Source organism: Marinovum sp. E3 (assembly GCF_055755275.1).
Genome location: NZ_CM146908.1, coordinates 1,813,113 through 1,834,364 on the forward strand (window position 1 = coordinate 1,813,113; position 21,252 = coordinate 1,834,364).

General features: G+C 64.1%; 23 protein-coding genes and 1 tRNA gene. 13 read left to right on the forward strand and 11 right to left on the reverse strand.

All coding sequences use genetic code 11. From position 1 onward, the window contains the following. Positions 1 to 52: 52 nt before the first annotated feature. On the reverse strand, positions 53 to 1,369 hold the full coding sequence (locus AC0J5K_RS08880) for an ATP-binding protein (RefSeq protein ID WP_048531688.1): 1,317 nt from the start codon (positions 1,367 to 1,369) through the stop codon (positions 53 to 55). Positions 1,370 to 1,415: 46 nt separating this feature from the next. Between AC0J5K_RS08880 and AC0J5K_RS08885 the strand changes: the two genes are divergently transcribed. Next, on the forward strand, positions 1,416 to 2,333 hold the full coding sequence (locus AC0J5K_RS08885) for an MBL fold metallo-hydrolase (protein ID WP_274565442.1): 918 nt from the start codon (positions 1,416 to 1,418) through the stop codon (positions 2,331 to 2,333). Positions 2,334 to 2,403: 70 nt separating this feature from the next. Further along, positions 2,404 to 2,478 (forward strand) — tRNA-Asn (locus tag AC0J5K_RS08890). Between the two features lie 204 nt (positions 2,479 to 2,682). On the opposite strand, the gene AC0J5K_RS08895 is transcribed toward AC0J5K_RS08890, so the two are convergent. The 3 genes from AC0J5K_RS08895 to AC0J5K_RS08905 are packed head-to-tail and all read right to left on the reverse strand — an operon-like array spanning position 2,683 to position 5,069. Next, the gene (locus AC0J5K_RS08895) at positions 2,683 to 3,243 is read right to left on the reverse strand and encodes a four-carbon acid sugar kinase family protein (protein WP_074835597.1); all 561 of its coding nucleotides are present in this window, start codon (positions 3,241 to 3,243) and stop codon (positions 2,683 to 2,685) included. An 11-nt stretch (positions 3,244 to 3,254) separates the two neighbouring features. After that, positions 3,255 to 4,358 carry an isocitrate/isopropylmalate dehydrogenase family protein gene (locus AC0J5K_RS08900; RefSeq protein WP_244526438.1) on the reverse strand — a complete coding sequence of 368 codons (1,104 nt, stop codon included), beginning with the start codon at positions 4,356 to 4,358 and terminating at the stop codon, positions 3,255 to 3,257. A 39-nt stretch (positions 4,359 to 4,397) separates the two neighbouring features. Further along, positions 4,398 to 5,069, reverse strand: coding sequence for a GntR family transcriptional regulator (locus AC0J5K_RS08905; RefSeq protein WP_074835594.1), 672 nt, complete (start codon positions 5,067 to 5,069; stop codon positions 4,398 to 4,400). A gap of 181 nt (positions 5,070 to 5,250) precedes the next feature. On the opposite strand from AC0J5K_RS08905, the gene dctP reads away from it, so the two are divergent. The 4 genes from dctP to AC0J5K_RS08925 all read left to right on the forward strand — a co-directional run bounded on the left by dctP (position 5,251) and on the right by AC0J5K_RS08925 (position 8,346). Beyond that, positions 5,251 to 6,270: a TRAP transporter substrate-binding protein DctP gene (gene dctP, locus AC0J5K_RS08910; protein WP_274565441.1), complete on the forward strand. Its 1,020-nt coding sequence runs from the start codon at positions 5,251 to 5,253 to the stop codon at positions 6,268 to 6,270. Positions 6,271 to 6,341: 71 nt separating this feature from the next. Beyond that, positions 6,342 to 6,878 (forward strand): TRAP transporter small permease subunit, encoded by a 537-nt coding sequence (locus AC0J5K_RS08915; protein WP_074835591.1) that lies wholly within the window; start codon positions 6,342 to 6,344, stop codon positions 6,876 to 6,878. Between the two features lie 4 nt (positions 6,879 to 6,882). After that, on the forward strand, positions 6,883 to 8,196 hold the full coding sequence (locus AC0J5K_RS08920) for a TRAP transporter large permease (RefSeq protein WP_074835589.1): 1,314 nt from the start codon (positions 6,883 to 6,885) through the stop codon (positions 8,194 to 8,196). A gap of 21 nt (positions 8,197 to 8,217) precedes the next feature. Then, positions 8,218 to 8,346 (forward strand): hypothetical protein, encoded by a 129-nt coding sequence (locus AC0J5K_RS08925; protein WP_274565440.1) that lies wholly within the window; start codon positions 8,218 to 8,220, stop codon positions 8,344 to 8,346. Between the two features lie 68 nt (positions 8,347 to 8,414). Here AC0J5K_RS08925 and AC0J5K_RS08930 read toward each other — a convergent pair whose 3' ends face one another. Genes AC0J5K_RS08930 through AC0J5K_RS08945 form a run of 4 tightly spaced genes read right to left on the reverse strand, consistent with a single transcriptional unit; the run spans position 8,415 to position 12,644 of the window. After that, complete coding sequence (locus AC0J5K_RS08930) at positions 8,415 to 9,689, reverse strand: TRAP transporter large permease (protein WP_048531635.1); 1,275 nt, start codon at positions 9,687 to 9,689, stop codon at positions 8,415 to 8,417. A 9-nt stretch (positions 9,690 to 9,698) separates the two neighbouring features. Next, positions 9,699 to 10,208, reverse strand: a complete 510-nt coding sequence (locus tag AC0J5K_RS08935) for a TRAP transporter small permease (protein WP_048531633.1) — start codon at positions 10,206 to 10,208, stop codon at positions 9,699 to 9,701. Positions 10,209 to 10,228: 20 nt separating this feature from the next. Beyond that, a complete protein-coding gene (locus AC0J5K_RS08940) occupies positions 10,229 to 11,215 on the reverse strand; it encodes a TRAP transporter substrate-binding protein (protein WP_048531632.1) in 987 nt (328 codons plus the stop codon). After that, positions 11,202 to 12,644 carry an amidase gene (locus AC0J5K_RS08945; RefSeq protein ID WP_274565439.1) on the reverse strand — a complete coding sequence of 481 codons (1,443 nt, stop codon included), beginning with the start codon at positions 12,642 to 12,644 and terminating at the stop codon, positions 11,202 to 11,204. Before AC0J5K_RS08945 ends, AC0J5K_RS08940 begins: the two co-directional genes overlap by 14 nt. 282 nt (positions 12,645 to 12,926) lie before the next feature. Here AC0J5K_RS08945 and AC0J5K_RS08950 point away from each other — a divergent pair, with 282 nt between their 5' ends. Next, positions 12,927 to 13,412, forward strand: coding sequence for a RidA family protein (locus AC0J5K_RS08950; protein WP_074835802.1), 486 nt, complete (start codon positions 12,927 to 12,929; stop codon positions 13,410 to 13,412). Here the strand turns inward: AC0J5K_RS08950 and AC0J5K_RS08955 are convergent. Both AC0J5K_RS08955 and AC0J5K_RS08960 read right to left on the reverse strand, forming a co-directional pair. Then, positions 13,403 to 14,347 carry a LysR family transcriptional regulator gene (locus tag AC0J5K_RS08955; RefSeq protein WP_074835586.1) on the reverse strand — a complete coding sequence of 315 codons (945 nt, stop codon included), beginning with the start codon at positions 14,345 to 14,347 and terminating at the stop codon, positions 13,403 to 13,405. The genes AC0J5K_RS08950 and AC0J5K_RS08955 overlap by 10 nt on opposite strands. 60 nt (positions 14,348 to 14,407) lie before the next feature. Further along, complete coding sequence (locus AC0J5K_RS08960; RefSeq protein ID WP_274565438.1) at positions 14,408 to 15,061, reverse strand: GntR family transcriptional regulator; 654 nt, start codon at positions 15,059 to 15,061, stop codon at positions 14,408 to 14,410. A gap of 176 nt (positions 15,062 to 15,237) precedes the next feature. Here AC0J5K_RS08960 and AC0J5K_RS08965 point away from each other — a divergent pair, with 176 nt between their 5' ends. From AC0J5K_RS08965 to AC0J5K_RS08980, 4 genes are all read left to right on the forward strand, one after another. After that, positions 15,238 to 16,200 (forward strand): TRAP transporter substrate-binding protein, encoded by a 963-nt coding sequence (locus AC0J5K_RS08965; RefSeq protein WP_420398648.1) that lies wholly within the window; start codon positions 15,238 to 15,240, stop codon positions 16,198 to 16,200. 66 nt (positions 16,201 to 16,266) lie between these two features. Next, the gene (locus AC0J5K_RS08970) at positions 16,267 to 16,830 is read left to right on the forward strand and encodes a TRAP transporter small permease (protein WP_048531622.1); all 564 of its coding nucleotides are present in this window, start codon (positions 16,267 to 16,269) and stop codon (positions 16,828 to 16,830) included. Further along, positions 16,827 to 18,107, forward strand: a complete 1,281-nt coding sequence (locus tag AC0J5K_RS08975; RefSeq protein WP_048531621.1) for a TRAP transporter large permease — start codon at positions 16,827 to 16,829, stop codon at positions 18,105 to 18,107. The genes AC0J5K_RS08970 and AC0J5K_RS08975 overlap by 4 nt, the downstream gene beginning before the upstream one ends. Then, a complete protein-coding gene (locus AC0J5K_RS08980) occupies positions 18,104 to 19,120 on the forward strand; it encodes a 4-hydroxythreonine-4-phosphate dehydrogenase PdxA (RefSeq protein ID WP_074835582.1) in 1,017 nt (338 codons plus the stop codon). Before AC0J5K_RS08975 ends, AC0J5K_RS08980 begins: the two co-directional genes overlap by 4 nt. 83 nt (positions 19,121 to 19,203) lie before the next feature. Here AC0J5K_RS08980 and AC0J5K_RS08985 read toward each other — a convergent pair whose 3' ends face one another. Continuing rightward, entirely contained in the window at positions 19,204 to 19,782 is a 579-nt protein-coding gene (locus tag AC0J5K_RS08985; protein ID WP_048531618.1) for a L,D-transpeptidase, read from the reverse strand. 553 nt (positions 19,783 to 20,335) lie between these two features. Here AC0J5K_RS08985 and AC0J5K_RS08990 point away from each other — a divergent pair. Then, positions 20,336 to 20,767 carry a VOC family protein gene (locus AC0J5K_RS08990; protein WP_274565437.1) on the forward strand — a complete coding sequence of 144 codons (432 nt, stop codon included), beginning with the start codon at positions 20,336 to 20,338 and terminating at the stop codon, positions 20,765 to 20,767. Then, the gene (locus AC0J5K_RS08995) at positions 20,764 to 21,246 is read left to right on the forward strand and encodes a VOC family protein (RefSeq protein WP_274565436.1); all 483 of its coding nucleotides are present in this window, start codon (positions 20,764 to 20,766) and stop codon (positions 21,244 to 21,246) included. Before AC0J5K_RS08990 ends, AC0J5K_RS08995 begins: the two co-directional genes overlap by 4 nt. Positions 21,247 to 21,252 lie beyond the last annotated feature (6 nt).

Here is a 21,252-nt window from a genome sequence, read left to right on the forward strand (position 1 = left end):
ATCAGGCTGAGGCAATGCGTGAAGTTTGCCCGGCATCCCTATGAAATGAATACTACCTTGCCACCACGATGTCGGCCTGAAGCCCGCCAAGCCGCTCTGAGTGCCCCAGTCGCAGCACCCCGCCATGGGCGCGGGCGATATCGGTCGCAATGGCCAGCCCCAGCCCGACCCCGGGCGCCCGGTTCTGGTTGCGGGAACTGTCGAGCCGCACGAAGGCCCGCGTCGCCGACAGCCGCATGTCTTCGGGAATACCCGGGCCGTCATCTTCGACCCGAATGCGCAAGGACGTCGCCGTCAAGCTCGCGCTCAACTCGCACTTTGTCCCGTAACGAGTTGCATTTTCTATGAGATTCTCCACCGCGCGCCGGATTGCAATCGGCCGCAGCGCGATCTGTCCCTCCCCCTCGATCTGACCCAGGGTCACCGGTTTTTCCGCCCGCTGCGCATCCTCGACGATCCGTCGGATCAGCCGCATCGGATCGACCAGATCGGGCGTGCTCTCTTCGGCATTGCCGCGCACGAAATCGAGGAATTCATCCAGCATCCGCTCCATCTCGCGCACGTCGCGCTGAAGATCGGTCACCTCGTCGTCCTCCAGCATCGACAGCCCCAGCTTCAACCGCGTCAGCGGCGTGCGCAGATCGTGGCTGACCCCCGAGAGCAGCAGCGTGCGCTGTTCGATCTGCCGCTCGATCCGGGCGCGCATATCGAGAAAGGCATGCCCCGCCGCCCGCACCTCGACCGCGCCGGAAGGCGAATATGGCACCACCCGTCCGCGGCCGAAAGCCGAGGCCGCATCCGCCAGCCGGGTGATCGGCCGCAACTGGTTGCGCAGGTAGATATAGGCAATCGGCGTCATGATCAGGCTGAACAGGATCATGTTGAGAATCAATTGATGCGGGTTCGAGGCCGAGACCCCCTTGCGATCGAACCGCAGCTCCAGCACCCCCTGCGGCAGATCGATATAGACCAGCGTGTCGCGATCATTGGGCAGCGCGATGGCGGCGATCCCCTCGAGTTCGCTGCGCAATTCCCGGATCACCACCAGACCCGACAAATCGAACCAGCGGCGGGTGTCCTGCTCCGGCGCGATTTCCTGCCAGCTCAGCGTGTAATCCAGCGCCTCGGCCAGCGGCTGCATGGCCGCCGTCGCGGCATCGCGGCTGTCTCCGGTCTCGACCTGCGCCACGATCAGCCGTATCTCGTCGCGGACCGAACGGGTGAGCTGTTCGGTCACGCCTTCGAAGTGACGCTGAACAAAGATCACCGTCACCACCAGCTGCAAGGTCACCACCGGCAGCACCAGAATCAAGGCGGCGCGGCCATAGAGGCTGCGCGGCATATAACGTTTGAGCCATTCGAACGACATGGGTAAGGCTTAGCCGCACAATCCGCCGCATAGAAGGAAAACCCGCATGGCCGCCGAGGAAAACCCGCCCGTTCCGGGGCTTGCAGAGCCACTTGCCCCCGGACTGCTCCGCGTGCTTGCGCCCAATCCCTCGCCGATGACCTTCTGGGGCACCAACAGCTATCTGCTCGGCCGCCGCGAGATCGCGGTGATCGACCCCGGCCCCGACGATCCGGCGCATCTCGAGGCGCTTCTGCGCGCCCTGCCCGCCGGTGCGCGGATCCGCCATATCATCGTCACCCATGCGCATCGCGATCATTCGCCCCTGGCGCGGCCGTTGGCCGAGGCCACCGGCGCGCCCGTTCATGCCTTCGGCCCCGCCACCTCCGGCCGCAGCGCCGTGATGGCCGCCCTGGCCGACAGCGGGCTGAGCGGCGGCGGCGAAGGCGTCGACCGCGGCTTTGTGCCGGATGAGATCCTGGCCGACGGCGCCGGCCTCCGCACAAGCGAATGGGAGCTGACCGCGCTGCACACGCCCGGACACATGGGCAATCACATCTGCCTGGCCTGGGGCGACGCGCTGTTTTCCGGCGATCACGTGATGGGCTGGGCCTCGTCGCTGGTTTCGCCGCCCGATGGCGACCTGACCGATTTCATGGCTTCCTGCGCGCGGCTCGCCAGTCGCCACTGGCAGCGGTTCTACCCCGGCCACGGCGCCCCAATCGCCGATCCCGCCGGCCGGCTCGCCTGGCTGATATCGCACCGCCACGCCCGCGAGGCCGAGATCCTCGCCGCCCTGGCCGGTGGCGCGCTGACCGCGACCGAGCTTGCGGCGCGGATATACCGCGACCCCCCCCCCGCCCTGCTGCCCGCCGCCAGCCGCAATGTCTTTGCGCACCTCGTTGATCTGACCGGCAAAACCCGCGTGGCGCCGGTATCAGAGCTGGGCTTCGACGGTGGTTTCACCCTTTCCGCGGGGTCATGAATTTTTCTGCAATTTTCTGCCAAAACCCTCTGGACGCCCTGAACCGGCCTCGTTATATCACCCCTCGTGTTCCGGCGTAGCTCAGCGGTAGAGCAGTTGACTGTTAATCAATTGGTCGTAGGTTCGATCCCTACCGCCGGAGCCAAAATCCCCTAAGTGGTCGATTTCATTGGTTGAGCCCCGACCGGAGTCGGAGCCACAAGTGCACGTGCCCAGAATGGTGCACGGACCCGTGCACTCATCGGTACGCAAGCGCGACTCCCTGATGCCCTGGAACCCGTTCCGGAGCACATACCATGGCCGGAGCCGCACACCCCCCCTACTTCGAAAAACGCCCCTCGGGCAATTTCTATCTGCACTGCCTTCGGCAAGCCGCTCCGGCGACAGGTTGCGCAGCGGCCATTTGCCCGACACCTCGGCGATCCGCGTCCGCGTCGCGGCAGAGCAGCTGCTCGCAGTCACCAGCGCGCTTCCCTCGATGTCGGGCAGGCTGGCCGCGGCGGCTGCGCCCAGCAGGCCTTCCTCCCGCAGGGCCTCGGGCAAGCCCATACCAAGGCCCGAGCCGCCGGTGACCAGCGGCATGCCCCGCGCCGCGGCCGATGGCGCGCAGGTCATCATCGCTCAGCGCGTCGATCACCGGATAGGGACAGCCCGGCTCCGCAAAGGCCGCGATGGCCGCCCGGATCGCGGCAGCGCCCTGCCGCACGGCCTGATGCGTGACACGTCCCGCCGCTTGGATGCTCTGTGCCGCCATCAACGTCATCAGCCGCGCCTCGCGCATCGGGTGAGCGGATGAACCGTCGGGCACGCCGATGATCTGCGCGACTCGCACGCCCGCCTTGACCCAGGTGTTGGCCAGATCGGTCGCGCCGGTGAAATCCTCGGCGATGGCGCCAAGGCAAACGGGCATTTCGATGCCTCCTATCCGGCGGCCAGATCTTTGGCGGCGACGCATTCGAGCAGTGCGTCGGTCATGGCACGGGTGCCCATGTCGCCGCCGAATTCCATCGGACGCAGGCGGTTGGCCGCAAACCCCGCATCGACCGCGCCTTCAATCAACGTGGCGGCGCGGGCATATGATGCGTCGTTTGATTTCTCGGCCAGGTAATCCAACATCAGCGCCCCCGAGAGTACGGCGGCCAGCGGGTTGGCCTTGTCCTGCCCGATGATGTCGGGCGCCGAGCCATGGGCCGGCTGGAACAACCCGGTCTCGTCGCCGATCTCGGCGCAGGCGGCCATGCCCATCCCTCCGACCAGCCCGCCGGCGAGATCGGACAGGATGTCGCCGAACATATTCTCCATCACCAGCACATCGGCCTCCCAAGGCGCTCGGACGAGGTGAAGCGCCTGCGCGTCGACATATTGATAACCGGTCGGAATATGCGGAAACTCCGGCGCAATCTCGTCAAAGATCTTTCGGAAGAAGGCCATCGAAGCAAAAACGTTTGCCTTGTCGACACAGGTGACGCGCCCGGGCTTGCCGCGCTCTTTCCGCTTTTCGGCGAGGCGAAAGGCAAATCGGTGCAGCTTCTCGGTCGTCGCGCGGGTAATGCGCAGGGTATCGCGCACCTCCTCGTCGCCGCGAATGTCGCTGCGGCCATGGGCGGCGGCGGAATAGAACAGCCCTTCGGTGGATTCGCGCAGGATCACCATGTCGATCCCGGCGGCACGCGGATCGGCCAGCCTTTGCGGCGCATTGGGATAGGCCTTGACCGGGCGCACCCCGGCATAAAGCCCGAAGCGGTCGCGCAGGCGCAGGTGGGGGCTGATTTCGGTGCCGTCCGCATGGCGGACCGACGGCAGGCCGATGGCGCCAAGAAAGATCGCATCGGCGGCCCCGGCGCGGGCTTCGCCGTCCGGCTCAATGTCCTGGCCGCTCTCGGCAAAGCACCCTGCCCCGGCGCGGATTTCGTCATATTCCAGCGGCTGCGCGCCGGCCCGCGCCAGGGCGGCATCCACCACCTCGACGGTGGCGTCGGACACATCAATACCTATGCCATCGCCCTTGATAAGGGCGATTTTCAATGTCGTTCCCATGTATAGTGCTCCAGTGTCGTCCGACCGTCAGAGATTTGCGAGCCGGTAGTTTTCCAGGATTGCCAATAGCTCCTGCGCGGCGCGCTGTCGGTGCTGTCGGAAGGCGGTGCGCGCGGCATCGGGGTCGCCGGCGCGGATATGTTCAAGGATGGCACGATGATCGGCGGTGGATTTCTCGGGCAGGTGGCGCATGCGCAGCGTCACCATCCGGGCCCGGTGCGCCTGGTCGTTGAGCAGGCCGATGTATTCCATCAGCCGCCGGTTGCCGTGCAGTTCCAGCAGAAGATGGTGAAACCGGTCGTCCGCCTCGGCCCATACATCGAGATCCCTGGCTTCCAGCGCCGCCTCCATTTCGGCGGTCGCCTCTTCCAGCGGCTTCAGCGCCGCCTCTGTCGGCCTGCGCCCGGCCAGCGCCGCCGCCGCCTCCGGCTCCATCGCTGTCAGGATCTCGTAGATTTCGGCCATGTCGGAGGCCTGAATCGGCAGCACCCGTGCACCGCGCCGCGGGATCAACTCCACCAGCCCCTCGATCTCGAGCCGGATCAGCGCCTCGCGCACCGGCGTGCGACTCATCCCCAACCGCAGGGCAATCTCCGGTTCCGGCACCTGATAACCGGGCGGCATCCGGGCGGAGCGGATCTCTTGCTTGATCTGCGTGTATGCGTCGCTGACCCGTGTCGGTTTTGACGATTGCGCCATGGTGCCTCTCCTTCACTGACTCACTGCTAACTTATATCGGCATACGTCGTCAAATAAAATAATGCATACATTGACGCGTTCGTCGAAAAATGCTTTGTAGTCGAAACCGGCCCGACTCGCTCTTTGCAGTCGCTGCCCGGAGCAAATGAGAGGCCTGGCATCGGGCCGGAGGAGGAAAGACATGACACAGAAATTCATCATCGCCGCCATTGCCGGCCTGCTGGCCAGCGGTGCGGCGGCGCAGCAGAACCTTCAGGTCCAGACCTCGACCCAGTCGGGCGGCTTTTCCTTTGGCTACATGAATGACAACTGGACGCAGAAGCTTCCCGAGATGACCAACGGCGAATTGACCGTGGAATTCCCGCCCATGGGATCGGTCATGCCGCGAAACGAAACACCCGATGGCGTGGCTGCCGGTGTGCTGTCGGGCGATCTGACCTCGATTGCCTATTTCTCGGGCCGCAACCCGGCCTTTGCCATTCTGGGCGACCTGATCGCCGGCTACGACACGCCGCAGCAGGTACAGCAGTTCTGCCGCGAAGGCGGCGGTGCCGAGGCGCTGCAAGAGCTCTGGGAGGCCACCCTGCCGGGCCTGATCCATGTCGTCGGTTGTGGCGCGGTATCGAAAGAAGCGCTGGTCTCGACCGTTCCGATCCGGTCCATCGAGGATCTTCAGGGCCTCAAGATCCGCTCGCCCGAGGGCCTCGCCGCCACCGTTTTCCGCAAGGCCGGTGCCAGCCCGTCGAACATCCCCTTTGCCGAGGTATTCACCTCGCTGGAAAAAGGCGTAGTCGATGCCGCCGATGCGTCGGCTTACGTCAACAACGACCAGAACGGTTTTCACCAGATCGCGCCCTACCCGCTCTATCCCGGCATCCACTCGATGGCGGTGCACCAGTTCACCATCAACAAACGGCTCTGGGACGGGCTGAGCCCGGAGGCGCAGGCCGGGCTTGAGGAATGGTATTACGCCGCCTACGCCGATCTCCTGGCCGCGCTCGATGCCGAGGACAAGTCGCTTGTCGAACGCGACAAGGCCGACCCCGAAATCGAGGTGATCGATTGGGCGCAGGAAGACCGCGACGCCTTTCGCGCGGTGGCGGTGGAAGCCTGGGAAGAGACCGCCGCAAAATCGCCCGAGGCCCGCGCCGCGCTCGATGCGCATCTGGCCTTCATGACAAAGATCGGGCTCCTGAACTGATCCGACGCCCCAAGGCGGACGGCCCGGACCAACGGGCCGTTCGCCCCAGCATGCAAAGGAGGCATGACCCGATGAGACAGCGCTTCGTTACCGCCGTCGGCAAGTTCAGCGTCTTTCTGGGCAAGGCCTGCGGGCCGTTTTACATCGCCGCGATCGCCCTGTCGGTCTGGGAGGTCTTCACCCGCTATGCGCTGGACGCGCCCACCGTCTGGACCACCGAAGTGGTGATGGCGCTGTGCGCCACTGCCTGGATGATCTCGGCCGCCGCCGTGACCCAGCAGCACCGGCATATCACCGTCACGGTGATGGAGATCGTGGTCGGCCACAAGACCTGGACGCGGATGCGCCGGGTGGCGATGGCGGTCAGCCTGCTGGCGGTGGTTGGCCTGCTATGGGCCAACTGGCAGCCCTTCCTGCGCGCCACCGCGCATCTCGAGCGCTCCGGCAGCGCCTTCAACCCGCCCCTGCCGACCTACCTGAAGGTCATGATCGTCTTTGCGCTGATCACCTATGCCCTTCAGATCCTTGCCAACCTTCTGGACCGAAAACGCCAGACACACGACCACGGTACAGGCCACATGGATCTGACCGTGGACATGAAGGACTGACCCTATGGGCATCGAAATCATCACGCTCCTGATCATCGCGAGCCTGTTCTTCCTGATGGCGGTGGGCGTCCCTCTGGGTGCCTCGACGCTGCTGGTCTCGCTCACCGCCGCGCTGTTGAAATTCGGCGCGCCGGGGCTGATCCTGGTCAGTTCCAACGTTGTCCATGTGTTCGAGAAATACACGTTGGTCGCGGTTCCGTTCTTTGTCTTCATGGCCAATATTCTCGAACGCGGCGGCGTGGCGCGCGAGCTTTTCACCTCGATGGCCATTCTCGGCGGCCGGATGCGTGGCGGCGTGGCGGTGCAGACCGTCTTTGTCTCGGTCATCCTGGCGGCCATGTCGGGCATCGTCGGCGGCGAGATCGTGCTTCTGGGTCTGATTGCCCTGCCGCAGATGTTCCGACTGGGCTATGACCGCAAGCTGTCGATCGGCACCATTGCCGCCTCCGGCTCCCTGGCCACGCTGATCCCGCCGTCAGTGGTGCTGATCGTCTATGGCTCCGAGGCCGGCGTTTCGGTCAAGGACCTGTTCTCGGCCGGTTTCCTGCCCGGCTTCCTGCTGGCGGGGCTCTATATCGCCTATATCCTGATCCGCACCCGGCTGAACCCGGCGTTGGCGCCGGCCTATGATGCGCCCGAGGCACAGTTGCCTTTCACCCAGCGACTGCGCTACATGACCGGGCTGATCCTGCCCTTCATCCTGATCGGCGGTGTGCTGGGCTCGATCTATACCGGCGTCGCCACCGTCACCGAGGCCGCCGCGCTTGGCGCCACCGGGGCCGTGGTCCTGGCCGTGCTGCGGCGCGAGCTGACCTGGGCGGGCCTGCGCGACGGGCTGTGGAGCACCACGATCACCACCGGCTCCATCGTCTGGCTGGTGGTCGGCGCGGTGAGCCTCGTGGGGATCTACAATCTTCTGGGCGGCACCGCCTTTCTCAAGGGAATGCTGACCGGCATGGACGTGGCGCCGATCGTGGTGATCCTGATCATGATGGGGATCATCATGCTGCTGGGCACCTTCATGGACTGGATCGCCATCGTCTTCATCACCGTGCCGGTGTTTGCCCCGGTGGTGGTGGAACTGGGCTACGATCCGGTCTGGTTCGGCATCCTGTTTGCCATGAACATCCAGATCTACATGCTGAGCCCTCCTTTCGGCCCGGCCTGTTTCTACCTGAAATCGGTGGCGCCCAAGGACGTGACGCTGCAAGAGATCTTCCTCGCCGTGCTGCCCTTCATCGGATTGCAGCTGATCGGGCTGACCCTCGTCCTGATCTTCCCGCAAATCGCCCTTTGGCTTCCGAGCCTGAGCCACTGACAATTTCGGAAAGGACCACTCATGCAGACCTCCGATGACAATGACGACCTGCCGGTTTACGACTTTGGCTGGTGGCCGGAAGTGGCCGGGGCGGTTGGGGTCGCGGCGCTGATCACCTTCCTGATTTCCTTTGCCACCGGCATCATGTAGGTCAGACTGCCCGGCTCAGCTCGGCTGACCGGGCAGTATTGCATTTTACATGCGCCGCGCCGTGCGCCCTAGAACATGGTGTCGGGCAGCAGCATGCTGATCACCGGAACATAGGTCAGGATCAGCAGGGCGAGCAGCATCAGAAGGATCGTCGGCAGCGTGGCGCGGAATACCTCGCCGAGCTTCATGTTGGCCACACCCATGGCAACGAAGAGGTTCAGCCCCACCGGCGGCGTCAGCATGCCGACCGACAGGTTGACCAGCATGATCACCCCGAAATGGATCGGGTCCACGCCGACCTGTTGCGCGATGGGCATCATCAACGGCCCCAGGATGATGATCGCCGAGGCGCTGTCGAGGAAACAGCCGGCGACCAGCAGGATCAGATTGAACAGCGCCATGACGACGAAGCCGTTGCTGGTGTCGCTGAGAATGTAGCCGGCCAGCTGCGCCGGCGTGCCGGAACTGGCAAGCAGCCAGGAAAAGGCCGAGGCGCCGGCGGTGATCAGCAGCAGCGGGCCCGAAATCAGCCCGGTGTTGCGCAGCACCGTAAGCGTTTCGCGCAGCGAAATGCTGCGATAGATCACCGCCCCGACCAGCCAGCCATAAAGGCAAGCAGCGGCGGCGCTTTCGGTCGGGGTGAACACGCCGGAATAGATGCCACCCAGCAGGATCACCGGCAGGCCCAACCCCCAGGCCGCGCTCTTGAGGGCACCGAGAATGCCGGCAAGCGTCGGCATGGCATCGCGCGGATATCCCTTGCGCGCCGAGTACCAGCTTGCATAGGCGATCAGGATGCCGCCGATCAGGATCGCCGGCAACAGCCCCGCCGCAAAGAGCTTGCCCACCGAGGTGCCGGTGACCGAGCCATAGATGATCAGCGCGATCGAGGGCGGCACGATCGGGCCGAGGGTGCCGGCGGTGGTGATCAGCCCGATCGAGAAATACTTGTCATAGCCGGCCTTGACCATGGCCGGATAGAGGATCGACCCGATGGCGATGACCGTCGCCGGACTCGAGCCCGAGATCGATCCGAACATCAGACAGGCCACCACCGCCGCCGCCGCCAGGCCGCCGGGCAGCCAGCCGACGATGGCACGGGCCAGGTTGATCAGCCGGTCCGAGAGCCCGCCGATCCGCATCAGTTCCGCCGCGAGGATGAAGAACGGGATCGACATGAGCGAAAAGTTGTTCATGCCCGAGAACATGCGCATCGGCACAAGCACCGGGTCCAATCCGCCCCAGAAATAGAAGGCCGCCGCCACCGCAAGCGCGAGCGCCGCAAAGATCGGCAGGCCGAAGATGAGAAAGGCGAAGAAGACGGGGACTAGAGCGCCAACCATAGGGAATCCTCAGCTCGTTTTGATGTCGACCTGGGGCGGTGCATAGCTGCGCCCCGCCACAAGGTCTTGCAGCACCAGAAGATATCTCAGCACCATGAAGCCGCCGGAAATCGGGATGACGCTGTAGATGTAGCCCACCGGAATGCGCAGCGCCGGCGAAAGCTGGCCCATGCGCGACGTGTTGACCACCAGCTTGCCGCCGTACCAGATCAGCACCCCGGCAAAGATCAGACCGAGGCAGGTGGCCCCGATCTGAAGAAGGGTCGTCGCCCGGGGCGAGACAAAGGCATAAAGCGCCTCGACGCTGATATGCGAGGCATAGCGCACCCCCATGCCCATGGTCAGAAAGCTCATGGTGATCAGCGAATAGAGGATGACCTCTTCCGACCAGTAGAGCGAGTTGTTGAACACGTAGCGTGCAATGACCTGGGCAATGGCGACCAGGGTCGCGGTCATGATCAATCCCGTGACGAGCGTGTTCTCGATCAGGTCGACTATCCGATTTAACCAGGTGATCATGTCCGCACCCCTCGCTTTGCTTATTCGCCTTTGGCGGTGGCGATCGCCTTGTCCATCAGGGCGGGCGTCACCTTGTCACGGAACTCGTCATAGATCGGCTGCGAGGCTTCGACAAAGGCGGCCTTGCCTTCGGGCGAAAGCTCCTGGATCTCGATCTGGTCCTTGATCATGTCGATGATCTTGGCCTCGTCCTCATCGGTGAAGATGCGGGCGGCATCACGGCCGACGATCATCGCATCGCTGATCACGGTCTGAAGGTCTTCGGGCAGGCTGTCCCAGGCCTGCTTGTTCATCACCGCCGCATAGGTGTGATAGGCGTGCCGGGTCAGGGTCATGTAGTCCTGAACCTCGTAGAATTTCATCGACGCGATATTGGCCAGCGGGTTTTCCTGCCCTTCGACCACGCCCTGTTGCAGCCCGTTGTAGACCTCGACATAGGCCATGGCCGTCGGATTGGCGCCATAGGCGCGATAGGTGGCCAGGATGGTCGGCGCCTGAAGCGTGCGCATCTTGATCCCCGAAAGATCGTCGGGGCTGGAAATCGGGCGGATGTTGTTCGTCATGTTGCGGAAGCCCGCGCCCCACATGGCGATGCCGTGCAGATTGTTCTTGCCCAGCGTGCCTAGCAGCTCGGTGCCGACCTCGCCGTCCAGAACCCGCTTCATCGCCGCATCGTCGCTCAGCAGGAACGGCAGATCAAAGAGGTACATCTGTTCGTTGAAGTTGGCGAGGTTGCCGGTCGGCGGGATGGCGATATGGACAAGGCCCATCTGGGTCTGCTCGATGATCTCGACGTCACCCCCCAGCTGCGCGGCGGGGCGGATGTTGATGGCGATCCGGCCGTCCGAGTTCTTTTCGACCTCGTCCTTGAAGACAACGGCGGCACGGGCGTTCGGCGTGTCCTCGGTCAGGACATGCGCAAAGGTGAAGGTGTATTCCGCCGCATGGGCGGCGCCGGCAAGCGCGGTGCCCAGCGCCAGAACGATGGCTTTGCTAAACAGTTTCATGGGGTCTCCTGTTGGTGAGTGGTGGGTTATTGGTGGTATTCGAAAGCGGCGCGGCCCCCAGCATCTCGGGGCCCGAACCGATGACGCGCTCGACCGCGACGGCCGCGGCCAGCAGCCGGGCCTCCTGCATCGGCGGCGCAATGATCTGCAATCCCGAGGGGATGCCATGCGCGTCGAGCCCGGTCGGCAAGGTCACGGCGCACCAGCCAAAGAGATTGACCAGCGCAGTATTGCGCAGCGCCATCATGTTGGCCCGGCGATAGGTTTCCCCATCCGCCAGATCGGCCAGCCTGGGCGCGGTGATCGGCACCGTGGGCGACACAAGGACATCCACAATGTCGAAGACCTCTGCCGCTTTCCGGCCGCAGTGTGCCAGACTGGCCGCGCGTTGCAGGTACTCCGCCGCCGAGACATCGTCCGCCGCCTGGACCCGTGCCATGACCGTCGGGTCGAGCCGCGCGATCCGCTCCGGAAAGTTCCGGTCGAGAAAGGCGCGCAGCTCCGGCGCGGCAAGCCCGCCGGCACGGAAAATCGCCAGCACCTCGTCGACGCAGGCCAAGGTGACCTGGGTCAGGGACGCGCCTGATTTTTCGAGCATTTGCAGCGCCGCCCGGGTGTTTTCGGCAATCGAGGGGTCGATATCGTCCCAGACGGTGTTCTGGATGACGCCGATGCGCAGCCCGGTGACCGCGCCATTGGCGGGAACTTCCGGGCGCTGCGGATCGATCGCGGCAAAGGCAAAGGCGAGATCGGCAATGCTGCGCGCCAGAAGCCCCGGCGTGTCGAGCGAGGGAGACAGCGGAACGATCCCGTCCAGCGACCAGCGGCCATGGGTGATCTTCAAGGCGGTCTGACCGGTCAGCGCCGCCGGAATACGGACCGACCCTGCGGTATCCGTGCCCAGGGCCAGGAGCGCCGAGCCCTGTGCCAGCGAGACGCCGGCCCCGGCGCTCGATCCGCCCGGCGCGCGCGGCGCATCGGGCGCCGACCAGGGGTTGACCGGCGTGCCGGCATGGGGGTTCGTGCCCAGGCCGCCAAAGGCAAATTCGACCGTATGCGTCTTGCCGGTGACGATCCCCGATTGCGCCAGAACCGCTCCGACCACCGGGCCCGAGACTTCCCGATCCGCCGGAAAAGCCGCGTCGGTGCCCGCGAAGGTCGGCAGGCCCGGCACGCCGAACAGGTCCTTGACCGATACCGGCACCCCCATCAGGGGCCCGAGATCGATGCCGGTGGCCAGCAGCGTATCGACCGCACCGGCCTGTTTGCGCGCCCGGTCGCCGCACCAGGTGCGATAGGCATTGAGATGCGGCTCGGTCGCGTCATGCCGGGCCGTCGCCTGCTGCAAGAGGTCGGACGATCTGAGCGTGCCATCGCGCAGCTCGGCCGCGATTTCAGCCAGGGATCTTGTCTGTGGATTTGCGCTCACCGGCGTGGCTCCTTCCGTCCTCCGATTCTGGGATGACCATATGAGCTAATCCGATCCGCACTATAGCCGTGATTTGCACTCGGCCCCGGGGATGGCCCGGCCACGCAAATCGCGATGTGCTCATATCCATTTGTTTTTGCTGCGTTATTCACGACGACAGCACGGAAAATTCGGGCGATGCGTTGCCGATAGGGCAACAAAGCGTTGACCTCACAGCACGCCGCAACGCTTTCAAAATGCCTAGTTTGCACGCGACAGCAGCGTTCAAACTGGAGACACATGATGCCGCACACCACCGAAGCCCGCCTGAACGAAATGGGGATTATCCTGCCGCGCCGGCCCAAGCCGATTGGCAATTACCTGCCCGGCGTCGTCGTCGGAAATATCCTCTATACCTCCGGCACTCTGGGAACCCAGCCGGATGAAAACGACAATGACGTGCTGCCCCATGTGGGCAAGGTCGGCTCTGACCTGACCATCGAGGAAGGATATGCCTCGGCCCGGCTGATGGCGATCAATCACCTGGCGATGATGAAGGCGGTTCTGGGCGATCTCGACCGGGTCAAGCGCATCGTGAAGATGATCGGCTATATCTCCTGCGCCCCCGGCTTCACCGAGCCGCATCGGGTGCTGAACGGCGCATCGGACCTTTTTGTCGCGCTATGGGGCGAGGAAAACGGAAAACACGCCCGCGCTGCGCTGACCCAGCACGAGCTTGGCCTGAACGCCCCGGTCGAGGCCGACATCACGATCGAACTTCACGCCTGAGCCCCGCGCAGACGTTTCAATATCCTGGCGTCCAGTTTCTCGCTTTTCGGGAAATTGGACACCAGCGCATTGATAAAGGCCTCGCAGGCCGGTGATCGGCGCTGGTCGCGGCGCACGATGGCATAGATGAACCGGTGGTCGAAATCCTTGCAGTCGAGGTTCAGCGGCACCAGTTCGCCGGCCTCGACCTCGCGCAGGGCGGCCTGCAAGGGCACATAGACAATCGACGTCGTGCGGACGGCGTGCCGGATCAGGAAATGCAGCTGATCCGCCACCATGATCGGTTTCGGGCGCGCCGCGATCTTGCGAAAGGCGCGGTTGATCAGGTGATGAATGCCGAAACTGTCATCGGGCAGCACGCAGGCCGCCTCGACCAGATCGCCCAGGTGCAGCCGCCGCCCGTCGGCCAGCGGATGCAATGGCGGCGCCAGCGCCAGCAGCGGCTGCTGCCACTGCCCGACAATCTCGATCATCGGGTGCGTAAAATGGTCGTAGACAAAGCCGACCTGGCAAAGATGCTGTTCCAGCGCCTCCAATACCCGCTCGCGCCCGCGGATCCGTACCCGGAAATCGATTGCCGGAAACTTCTGGCGAAACGCCTGGATCTGTTCCGAGAGGAAGGGATCGGAGATCCCCTCGACGGTGGCGATCGAGACGCTGCCGGCCTTCAGCTTCAGCAGGTCCGAGATTTCGCCCTTGACCAGATCCACCTGGTCAAAGATTGCCGCGAAATGCTCGGCCGCGACCTTGCCGGCCTCGGTCAGCTCGACCCCATTGGCGCGCCGCTCCACCAGCTGGCCATCGAATTCGCGCTCGAGCTTGGCCAATTGCCGGCTGATCGCCGACGGCGAAACATGCAGCCGATCGGCCGCAAGCCGGATCGACCCCAGCCGAACGACCTCGAGAAAATACCGACATGCCGTCAGATTGACCATCGCTGCATCGCCTTGCCTGTTCCAACCCTTCGCGGTGCCGCCTTTGCCCCGGGCGTCATGCTAGATGCTGTCCTTGACCCGATCCCAGGTCTTTTTGAGGTGGCTCGCCATGGTCTCGCCGAGGCGCGGCCCGTCCCTGTCCTTCAGCGCGCGCACCATGTCCTCGTGATCGGCGACCGCGCCGGACCAGGAATCGGGTTTCTGATTGCCGATGTAACGAATCCGCTTGAGCCGGGCCTGGATGTTGGCCTGCATCTCCACCAGCGTTTCGTTCTTCGACAATTCCGCCAGCCGCGCGTGAAATTCCTGGTTCAGCTTGTAATAGGGCAACCGCTCGCCGGTGCGGTAACATTCCATCATCCGGTTATGAAGTTCTATCAGGGCCGAGATTTCCGGATCGCTCGCCCGTTCACAGGCCAGTTCGCCAGCCAGCTTTTCGAGATTGCCCAGCACCTCGAGCATGGAAAACACGTCATCCGGCGTCAGCTTGCGCACGATACTGCCTTTCGAGGGCCGCACGATCACCAGCCCCTCGGCGGCAAGCGTGCGCAACGCCTCGCGGAACGGTGTGCGAGAGACCCCCAGCTCGTCGATGAGACGCGCCTCGTCGATTCGGCTCCCCGGCTCCAATGTTCCTTCAATAATCAGATCGCGCACCTTGCTCACGACCTGGTCATGGAGAGAGCGATTGGTGATGGCAAGCGAGGAACCCATCCACTAGTCCTTTGATTCAACTGCAATATTCGCGGCAATTTGCGGCAGATTCATATTATCCAAAAAAAACCTGTTCGTCCATACTTGCGACATGTATACAAAATACATTGGACGGATATGCGATTTGCTGTCCGCAAGGGAGAGGAGACCAATCAATGAAAATTCTCAGAACCGGCATGACTGCCAGCCTGATGGCCTGTGTTGCGGCGCTGGCCGGCGCCCCGGTGGCCGCCGAGACCTATATCGTCGCGGTGGGTGCCGCCTCGAACAGCCTTCAGGGGCGCAGCGCCGCCAAGTTCGCCGAAGACCTCCGGGCCGAGCTCGGGGATGCCCATAGTGTCGAATTCTATGCCGACGGCCAGCTTGGCGATGAAAAGGAGCTGATGCAGAAGCTGCGGCTGGGCACAGTGCAGTTCACACTGGTCTCTTCGATCATGACCAACGTCGCGCCGGAATTCGCCCTGTTCGACATGCCGTTCCTGGTGCAGGACCGCACGCATCTCAAGGCGATCGATGCCGAAATCGTGCAGAAACAGCTTGCGCCCAAGGCCGAAGACGCCGGGCTCAAGGTGCTGTCGACCTGGGAAAACGGCTTCCGCCAGATCACCAACAACTCGCGCCCGATCAACACGCCGGCCGATCTCGACGGGCTGAAGATCCGCACGCCGTCCTCGGAATGGCGGGTTGCCATGTTCAAGGAATGGGGTGCAAACCCGACGCCGATGTCGTTTTCCGAGGTATTCGTCGCCTTGCAGACCGGCACGATGGACGGCCAGGAAAACCCGCTGACCAACATCACCGGGGCGAATTTCCAGGAGGTGCAGAAACACCTGAGCCTGACCGGCCACGTTTATTCGCCAACCTATCTGACCACCGGGCTTCAAACGTGGAACGCCCTGCCCGACGACGTGAAATCCGCCGTCAGCAGCGTTGCCGCCACAGTGCAGGACTGGTCTCTGGCCCAGGGTGAGGCCGCCGACAATGCCCTGGTCGACAAGGTCAAGGAAGCCGGCATGGAGGTCAATGTTGCGGACAAGAAAGCCTTTATCGCGGCCTCGGCGCCGATCTACGAGGCCTTTGCCAACAAGGTCGAGGGCGGTGCCGAACTGGTGAACAGCGCCCAGGCTCTGGCCAACTGATCAACCGCAACAGCGTCGGCCGGGTTCCCCCGGCCGGCGGCTTTTGACTTGAGGGGAATTTGCGCGATGGTCGCGAAATTCGAAAAGGTGATCCTCTGGATCATCGAAACTATCTGCCTGGCCCTGCTCGTCACGCTGGCCGTGGCGGTGATCTATTCCACCACCATGCGGTATCTCGGGTCGTCGCCGTCCTGGTATGACGAGATCGCCAGCGTTCTCCTGGCCTGGCTGACCTATTTCGGCGCGACCTATGCGCTGTTCCTGCGCCACCACATGAGCTTTGGCGGCATTGTCGCCGCGCTGCCGAAACGGGCCGCCGTAGCCCTGGCGCTGCTGTCCGAGGTGCTGGTGATCGGCTTTTTCGCGGTGGTCGCCTGGTACGGCAATGCGGTTCTGGCGGTGGCGAAGTGGGATTCGCTGCTCTCGATCCGCTGGATGACGCTCGACATCGTGCAATCGGTGATTCCGATCACCGCTGTGCTGATGATCCTCGGCACCCTGCTGACCATGCCGCGCGCGCTGCGCTTTGCCGCCTCGGGGATCGATGCCGAACACGCCGAGATTGAACAGGCCATCGCCGAGGCCGAACGCGAAAACGAGAAAATGTCCGGAAAGGACACGACGAAATGATCCTTCTTGCCACCACGGTTTCGCTGATCGGGCTGATCCTGATCAACGTGCCGATTGCCGTTGCCATCGGCATTGTCGCCCTGGGCGGCCTCCTGCTCACCCCCGGCGGCGCCACGCTGTATGACATGGCCATCGCGCTCTACTCCGGCACAACGTCGTTTCCGCTGATCGCCATTCCGCTGTTCATCCTCGCGGGCAACCTGATGAACACCTCGGGCATTTCCGTGCGCCTGATCAACTTCGTCACCGCGCTGATCGGCTTTGTCCGCGGCGGGCTGGGCATGGTGAACATCGGCGTCTCGATGGTCTTTGCCGAGATCTCGGGCTCGGCCGTCGCCGATGTGGCCGCCACCGGCACCGTTCTGATCCCCGAGATGAAGAAACGGGGCTATTCCCGCACCCTGGCCGCGGCCATCACCTCGTCCTCGGCCTCGCTCGCGATCATCATCCCGCCGTCGATCCCGATGATCCTCTACGGCGCGATCGCCGAGACCTCGGTGCTCAAGCTCTTCATCGCCGGTGTCGTGCCGGGTGTGCTGGGCGGCGTGTTGTTGATGACCGTCACCTACATCATGGCCGTGCGCTACGACCTGCCCCGCGCCGAAGGGTTCGACCTCGGCCACGTCTGGCGCTCGTTCAAAGAGGCGCTCTGGGCGCTGATGATGCCGGTCATCATCCTGGGCGGTATCTTTTCCGGCCTAGTGACGGCGACCGAAGGCGCCGGGCTGGCGGTGTTGGCGGCGCTGGTGATCGGCATCTTCATCTACCGCGATCTGGATGTGTCGCGCCTGCGCAAGGTGATGCTCGAAGGGGTCAGCCAGACCGGCGTGGTCATGTTGCTGGTCGCCACCTCGGCCGCGCTGGGGCTGTTTCTGACCCAGGCGCAGGTGCCGCAGCAACTGGCGCAGCAGATCACCGAACTGACCACCAATCCGCTGATCGTGCTGGCGCTTCTGAACCTGCTGCTGCTGGTGCTGGGCATGTTTCTGCACGGAGCCGCGGCAATCATCCTGGTGGTGCCGGTGGTCATGCCGCTGGTCAATGCAGTGGGCATCGATCCGATCCACTTCGGCATCATGGTGACGCTCAACCTCGCCATCGGACAACAGACGCCGCCCGTGGCCTCGGTGCTGATCACATCGTGCTCGATCGCCAAGGCGGGCATCTGGGAAACCTCGCGCACCAATCTGCCCTTCATCGGCGTGCTCGCCTTCATCCTTCTGCTGGTCACCTATGTGCCGCAGGTGTCACTCGCTCTTACGGGGTTCATTCAATGACCGATCCGAAACCACGCATCGCCATCATTCCCGGCGACCCCTCGGGCATCGGGCCGGAACTGATCGCCCGCTTGCTGAACGAGGACGGCGTGCGCACGGCCGCCGAGATCCTGCTGATCGGCGATGCCCATGTCTGGCAACAAGGCGCCGAACAGGCAGGGCTTCCGCTGGATCTGATCGAAACCGGCGAGACCGAGATCGGCTCGCAGGAGGGGCTGGCCTGGCTGCCGATGCAAACCATCACACCCGACGAGGTGCGGATTGCCGAGGTGACGCAAGCGGGCGGAAGATGCAGCCTGCGCTGTCTCGACAAGGCGCTCGATCTGGCGCTGGCAAACAAGGTCGACGGCGTGCTTTTCGGCCCCTTCAACAAGGCGGCGCTGACCAGCGCCGGCCTCGACGCCGAGGATGAGCACCGCTACATGGCGCGCTACATCGGGTTTGACGGATATCACAGCGAAATCAACGTGTTGGGGGATCTGATGACCACCCGCGTCACCAGCCACATTGGCCTGCGCGACGTGGCCGAGCGGATCACCACCGAAGCGGTGGAAAAGGCCATCGGCCTGGCCGAAGACACGCTGAAACGCGCCGGCAACACCCGGCCGCATATCGCCGTGGCCGCGCTCAACCCCCACGCCGGCGACAATGGCAAATTCGGTCGCGAGGAGATCGACGTCCTGCAACCCGCGATCGACGCCGCCCGGGCCCGGCAGAAAAATGTCACCGGCCCCTGGCCCTCGGACACGGTATTCCTCAAGGCGCAACGCGGCGAGGTCGATGCCGTGGTCACCATGTACCACGACCAGGGACAGATCGCGATCAAGCTGATGGGGTTCGATCGGGGCGTGACCGTGGCGGGCGGCTTGCCGATCCCGGTGGCCACGCCGGCCCATGGCACCGCCTTCGACATCGCTGGCCAGCGGCAGGCCAATGTCGGCGCGACGCTGCAAGCCTTCAACCTGCTCACCCGCATGGCACGCAACCACCGCGCCGCACGCGCCGCGGCGTGACCTTCAAATCGGAAAAGGCCGGCACATCCTGGCCGGCCTTTTCCATGGTTTCTTGATTCAGGGCGGTCGCGCGCCCCTGGTCGTCAGATCAGCTTGACCTGCGTGCCCACCGGCGCCCGGTCATAGACCTCTTCGATCTGCGGATTGTAGAGCCCGATGCAGCCGCTGGAGGAGCGCCGCCCGATCTTGCGCGTATCCTGGGTGCCGTGGATGCGGTAATAGGTCCAGGACAGGTACAGCGCCCGCGTGCCCAGCGGGTTGCGCGGATCGCCGCCCTTGACATAGGCCGGCAGCGTCGGGTCGCGCTCGCGCATCGAGGGCGTCGGGCCCCAGCCCGGCATTTCCTTTTTCTCGATCACCTCGGTATAGCCGCGCTTGGTCAGTTCTTCCGAGATCGGCACCGAGGTGGGATAAATCCGCACCTCACCGTCCGACGTCCAATGTTGCAGCATCCGCGAATTGGTGTCGGCGATAATGATGCCCTTGCCCAGCCGGTCGAAATGATCGCGCCAGTCATGGGTCTGGAACGACGAGATATTGCGGCGCACGCCATCCGCCTGCCCCGCCGCCTGCGCGCGCAGCACCGCAGGCGCCGCGATCAGCGCCGCCGCGCCGGCGATTACCCCGCGCCGGTTCCAGGTGTTCGAGCCGTTTGAGGACATCATTCTGCTCCTTGCCAGATTGCCATTCTTGAGCCTCTAGATACCCCCGATACGCCGGGGGGCAAGGTTACAACCGCGCGAGGAATGTAACGTATTGTATACTTGACACGTCCTGCATTCCGACACGCGGCAACAAGAGCCCGCACGGGCTGGGCCGCGGCGTCGTTTGCCGCCGGATGACTGGGACGGCGGGCCGTGACGACATGATACATAGCCGAGGCATATCTGCCACAGATGGCGCGCACCCGAGGCTTCGGCGACAAAGGACCGGGGCGCCTGCCCCTGCCGGACCGGCATTGGCCAAAGCGATCAGGCGACAACCGGCCCAACCATCGCCCCGCGCTTGACAGGCCGGGCGGCCGGTTGCTGTAGTCTCGGCAGCCATGGCCAGACCGCCCGCCCCGGAGGCGCCGGCCGTCCCCGGGTTTGCCCGTGCCCGGATGCAGCACCGCGCGTCGGCCTGATCATTGCCGGCACCGGTGGGACCGGCGGCACGGCACAACAATCGACGACTGCCCCGGAAACCGACTGACCCGCGAAAGGAGACCTTCTGATGGACCCGACGATCTATCTTTTCTTCAAGGGCGATTGCCTTCAGGCGATGACCCATTATGCCGACGTGCTGGGCGGCGAGATCAAGACCGTGTTTCGCAATGCCGACACCCCCGATCCCGAGAGCCGCATGCCCGGCGGCGACGACATGATCATGCATATGAGCATGGCACTGGGCCAGGCCGTGGTCATGGCGTCGGACAACACCGAAGAGATGTACGACACCCCCGCCGGCTTTCGCATCTCCATCGCGCCAAGCTCGCGGGAGGAGTTCGACCGGATCCATACCGCCCTGGCGCAGGACGCGCGCGCGGTGGCGATGGAGCCGGCCGAGACCTTCTGGGCCGAGCGGTTTGCCATGTTCACCGACAGATACGGCACGCCCTGGATGCTCAGCTTTGAAGGAGCCAAGGCCCAGGGGATGCCGTCATGACCGATCTCGTCACCTGCCTTTGGTTTGACCATGGCGAGGCCGGCAAGGCCGCCGACTTCTATGCCGCGACCTTCCCGGACAGCCATGTCGACCGGGTGAACACCGCGCCGGCCGATTTTCCCGGCGGCACCAAGGGCAGCGAGCTGACGGTGACATTCACCGTTCTGGGGCGGCAGTTCGTCGGGCTGAACGGCGGTCCGAACTTCACCCCCGACGAGGCGGTCAGCTTCATGGTGGTGACCGAGGACCAGGAGGAGACCGACCGGTACTGGGCCGCCATTGTCGGCAATGGTGGCCAGGAAAGCGCCTGCGGCTGGTGCAAGGACCGCTGGGGATTTTCCTGGCAGATCACCCCCAGGGTGCTGCTCGAGCTGACCACCAGCGCCGACAGCGACAAGGCCGCCCGCGCCTTCGAGGCAATGATGACCATGCGCAAGATCGATATCGCGGCCCTCGAAGCCGCGGCCGAGGGTGAGTGACCAGCT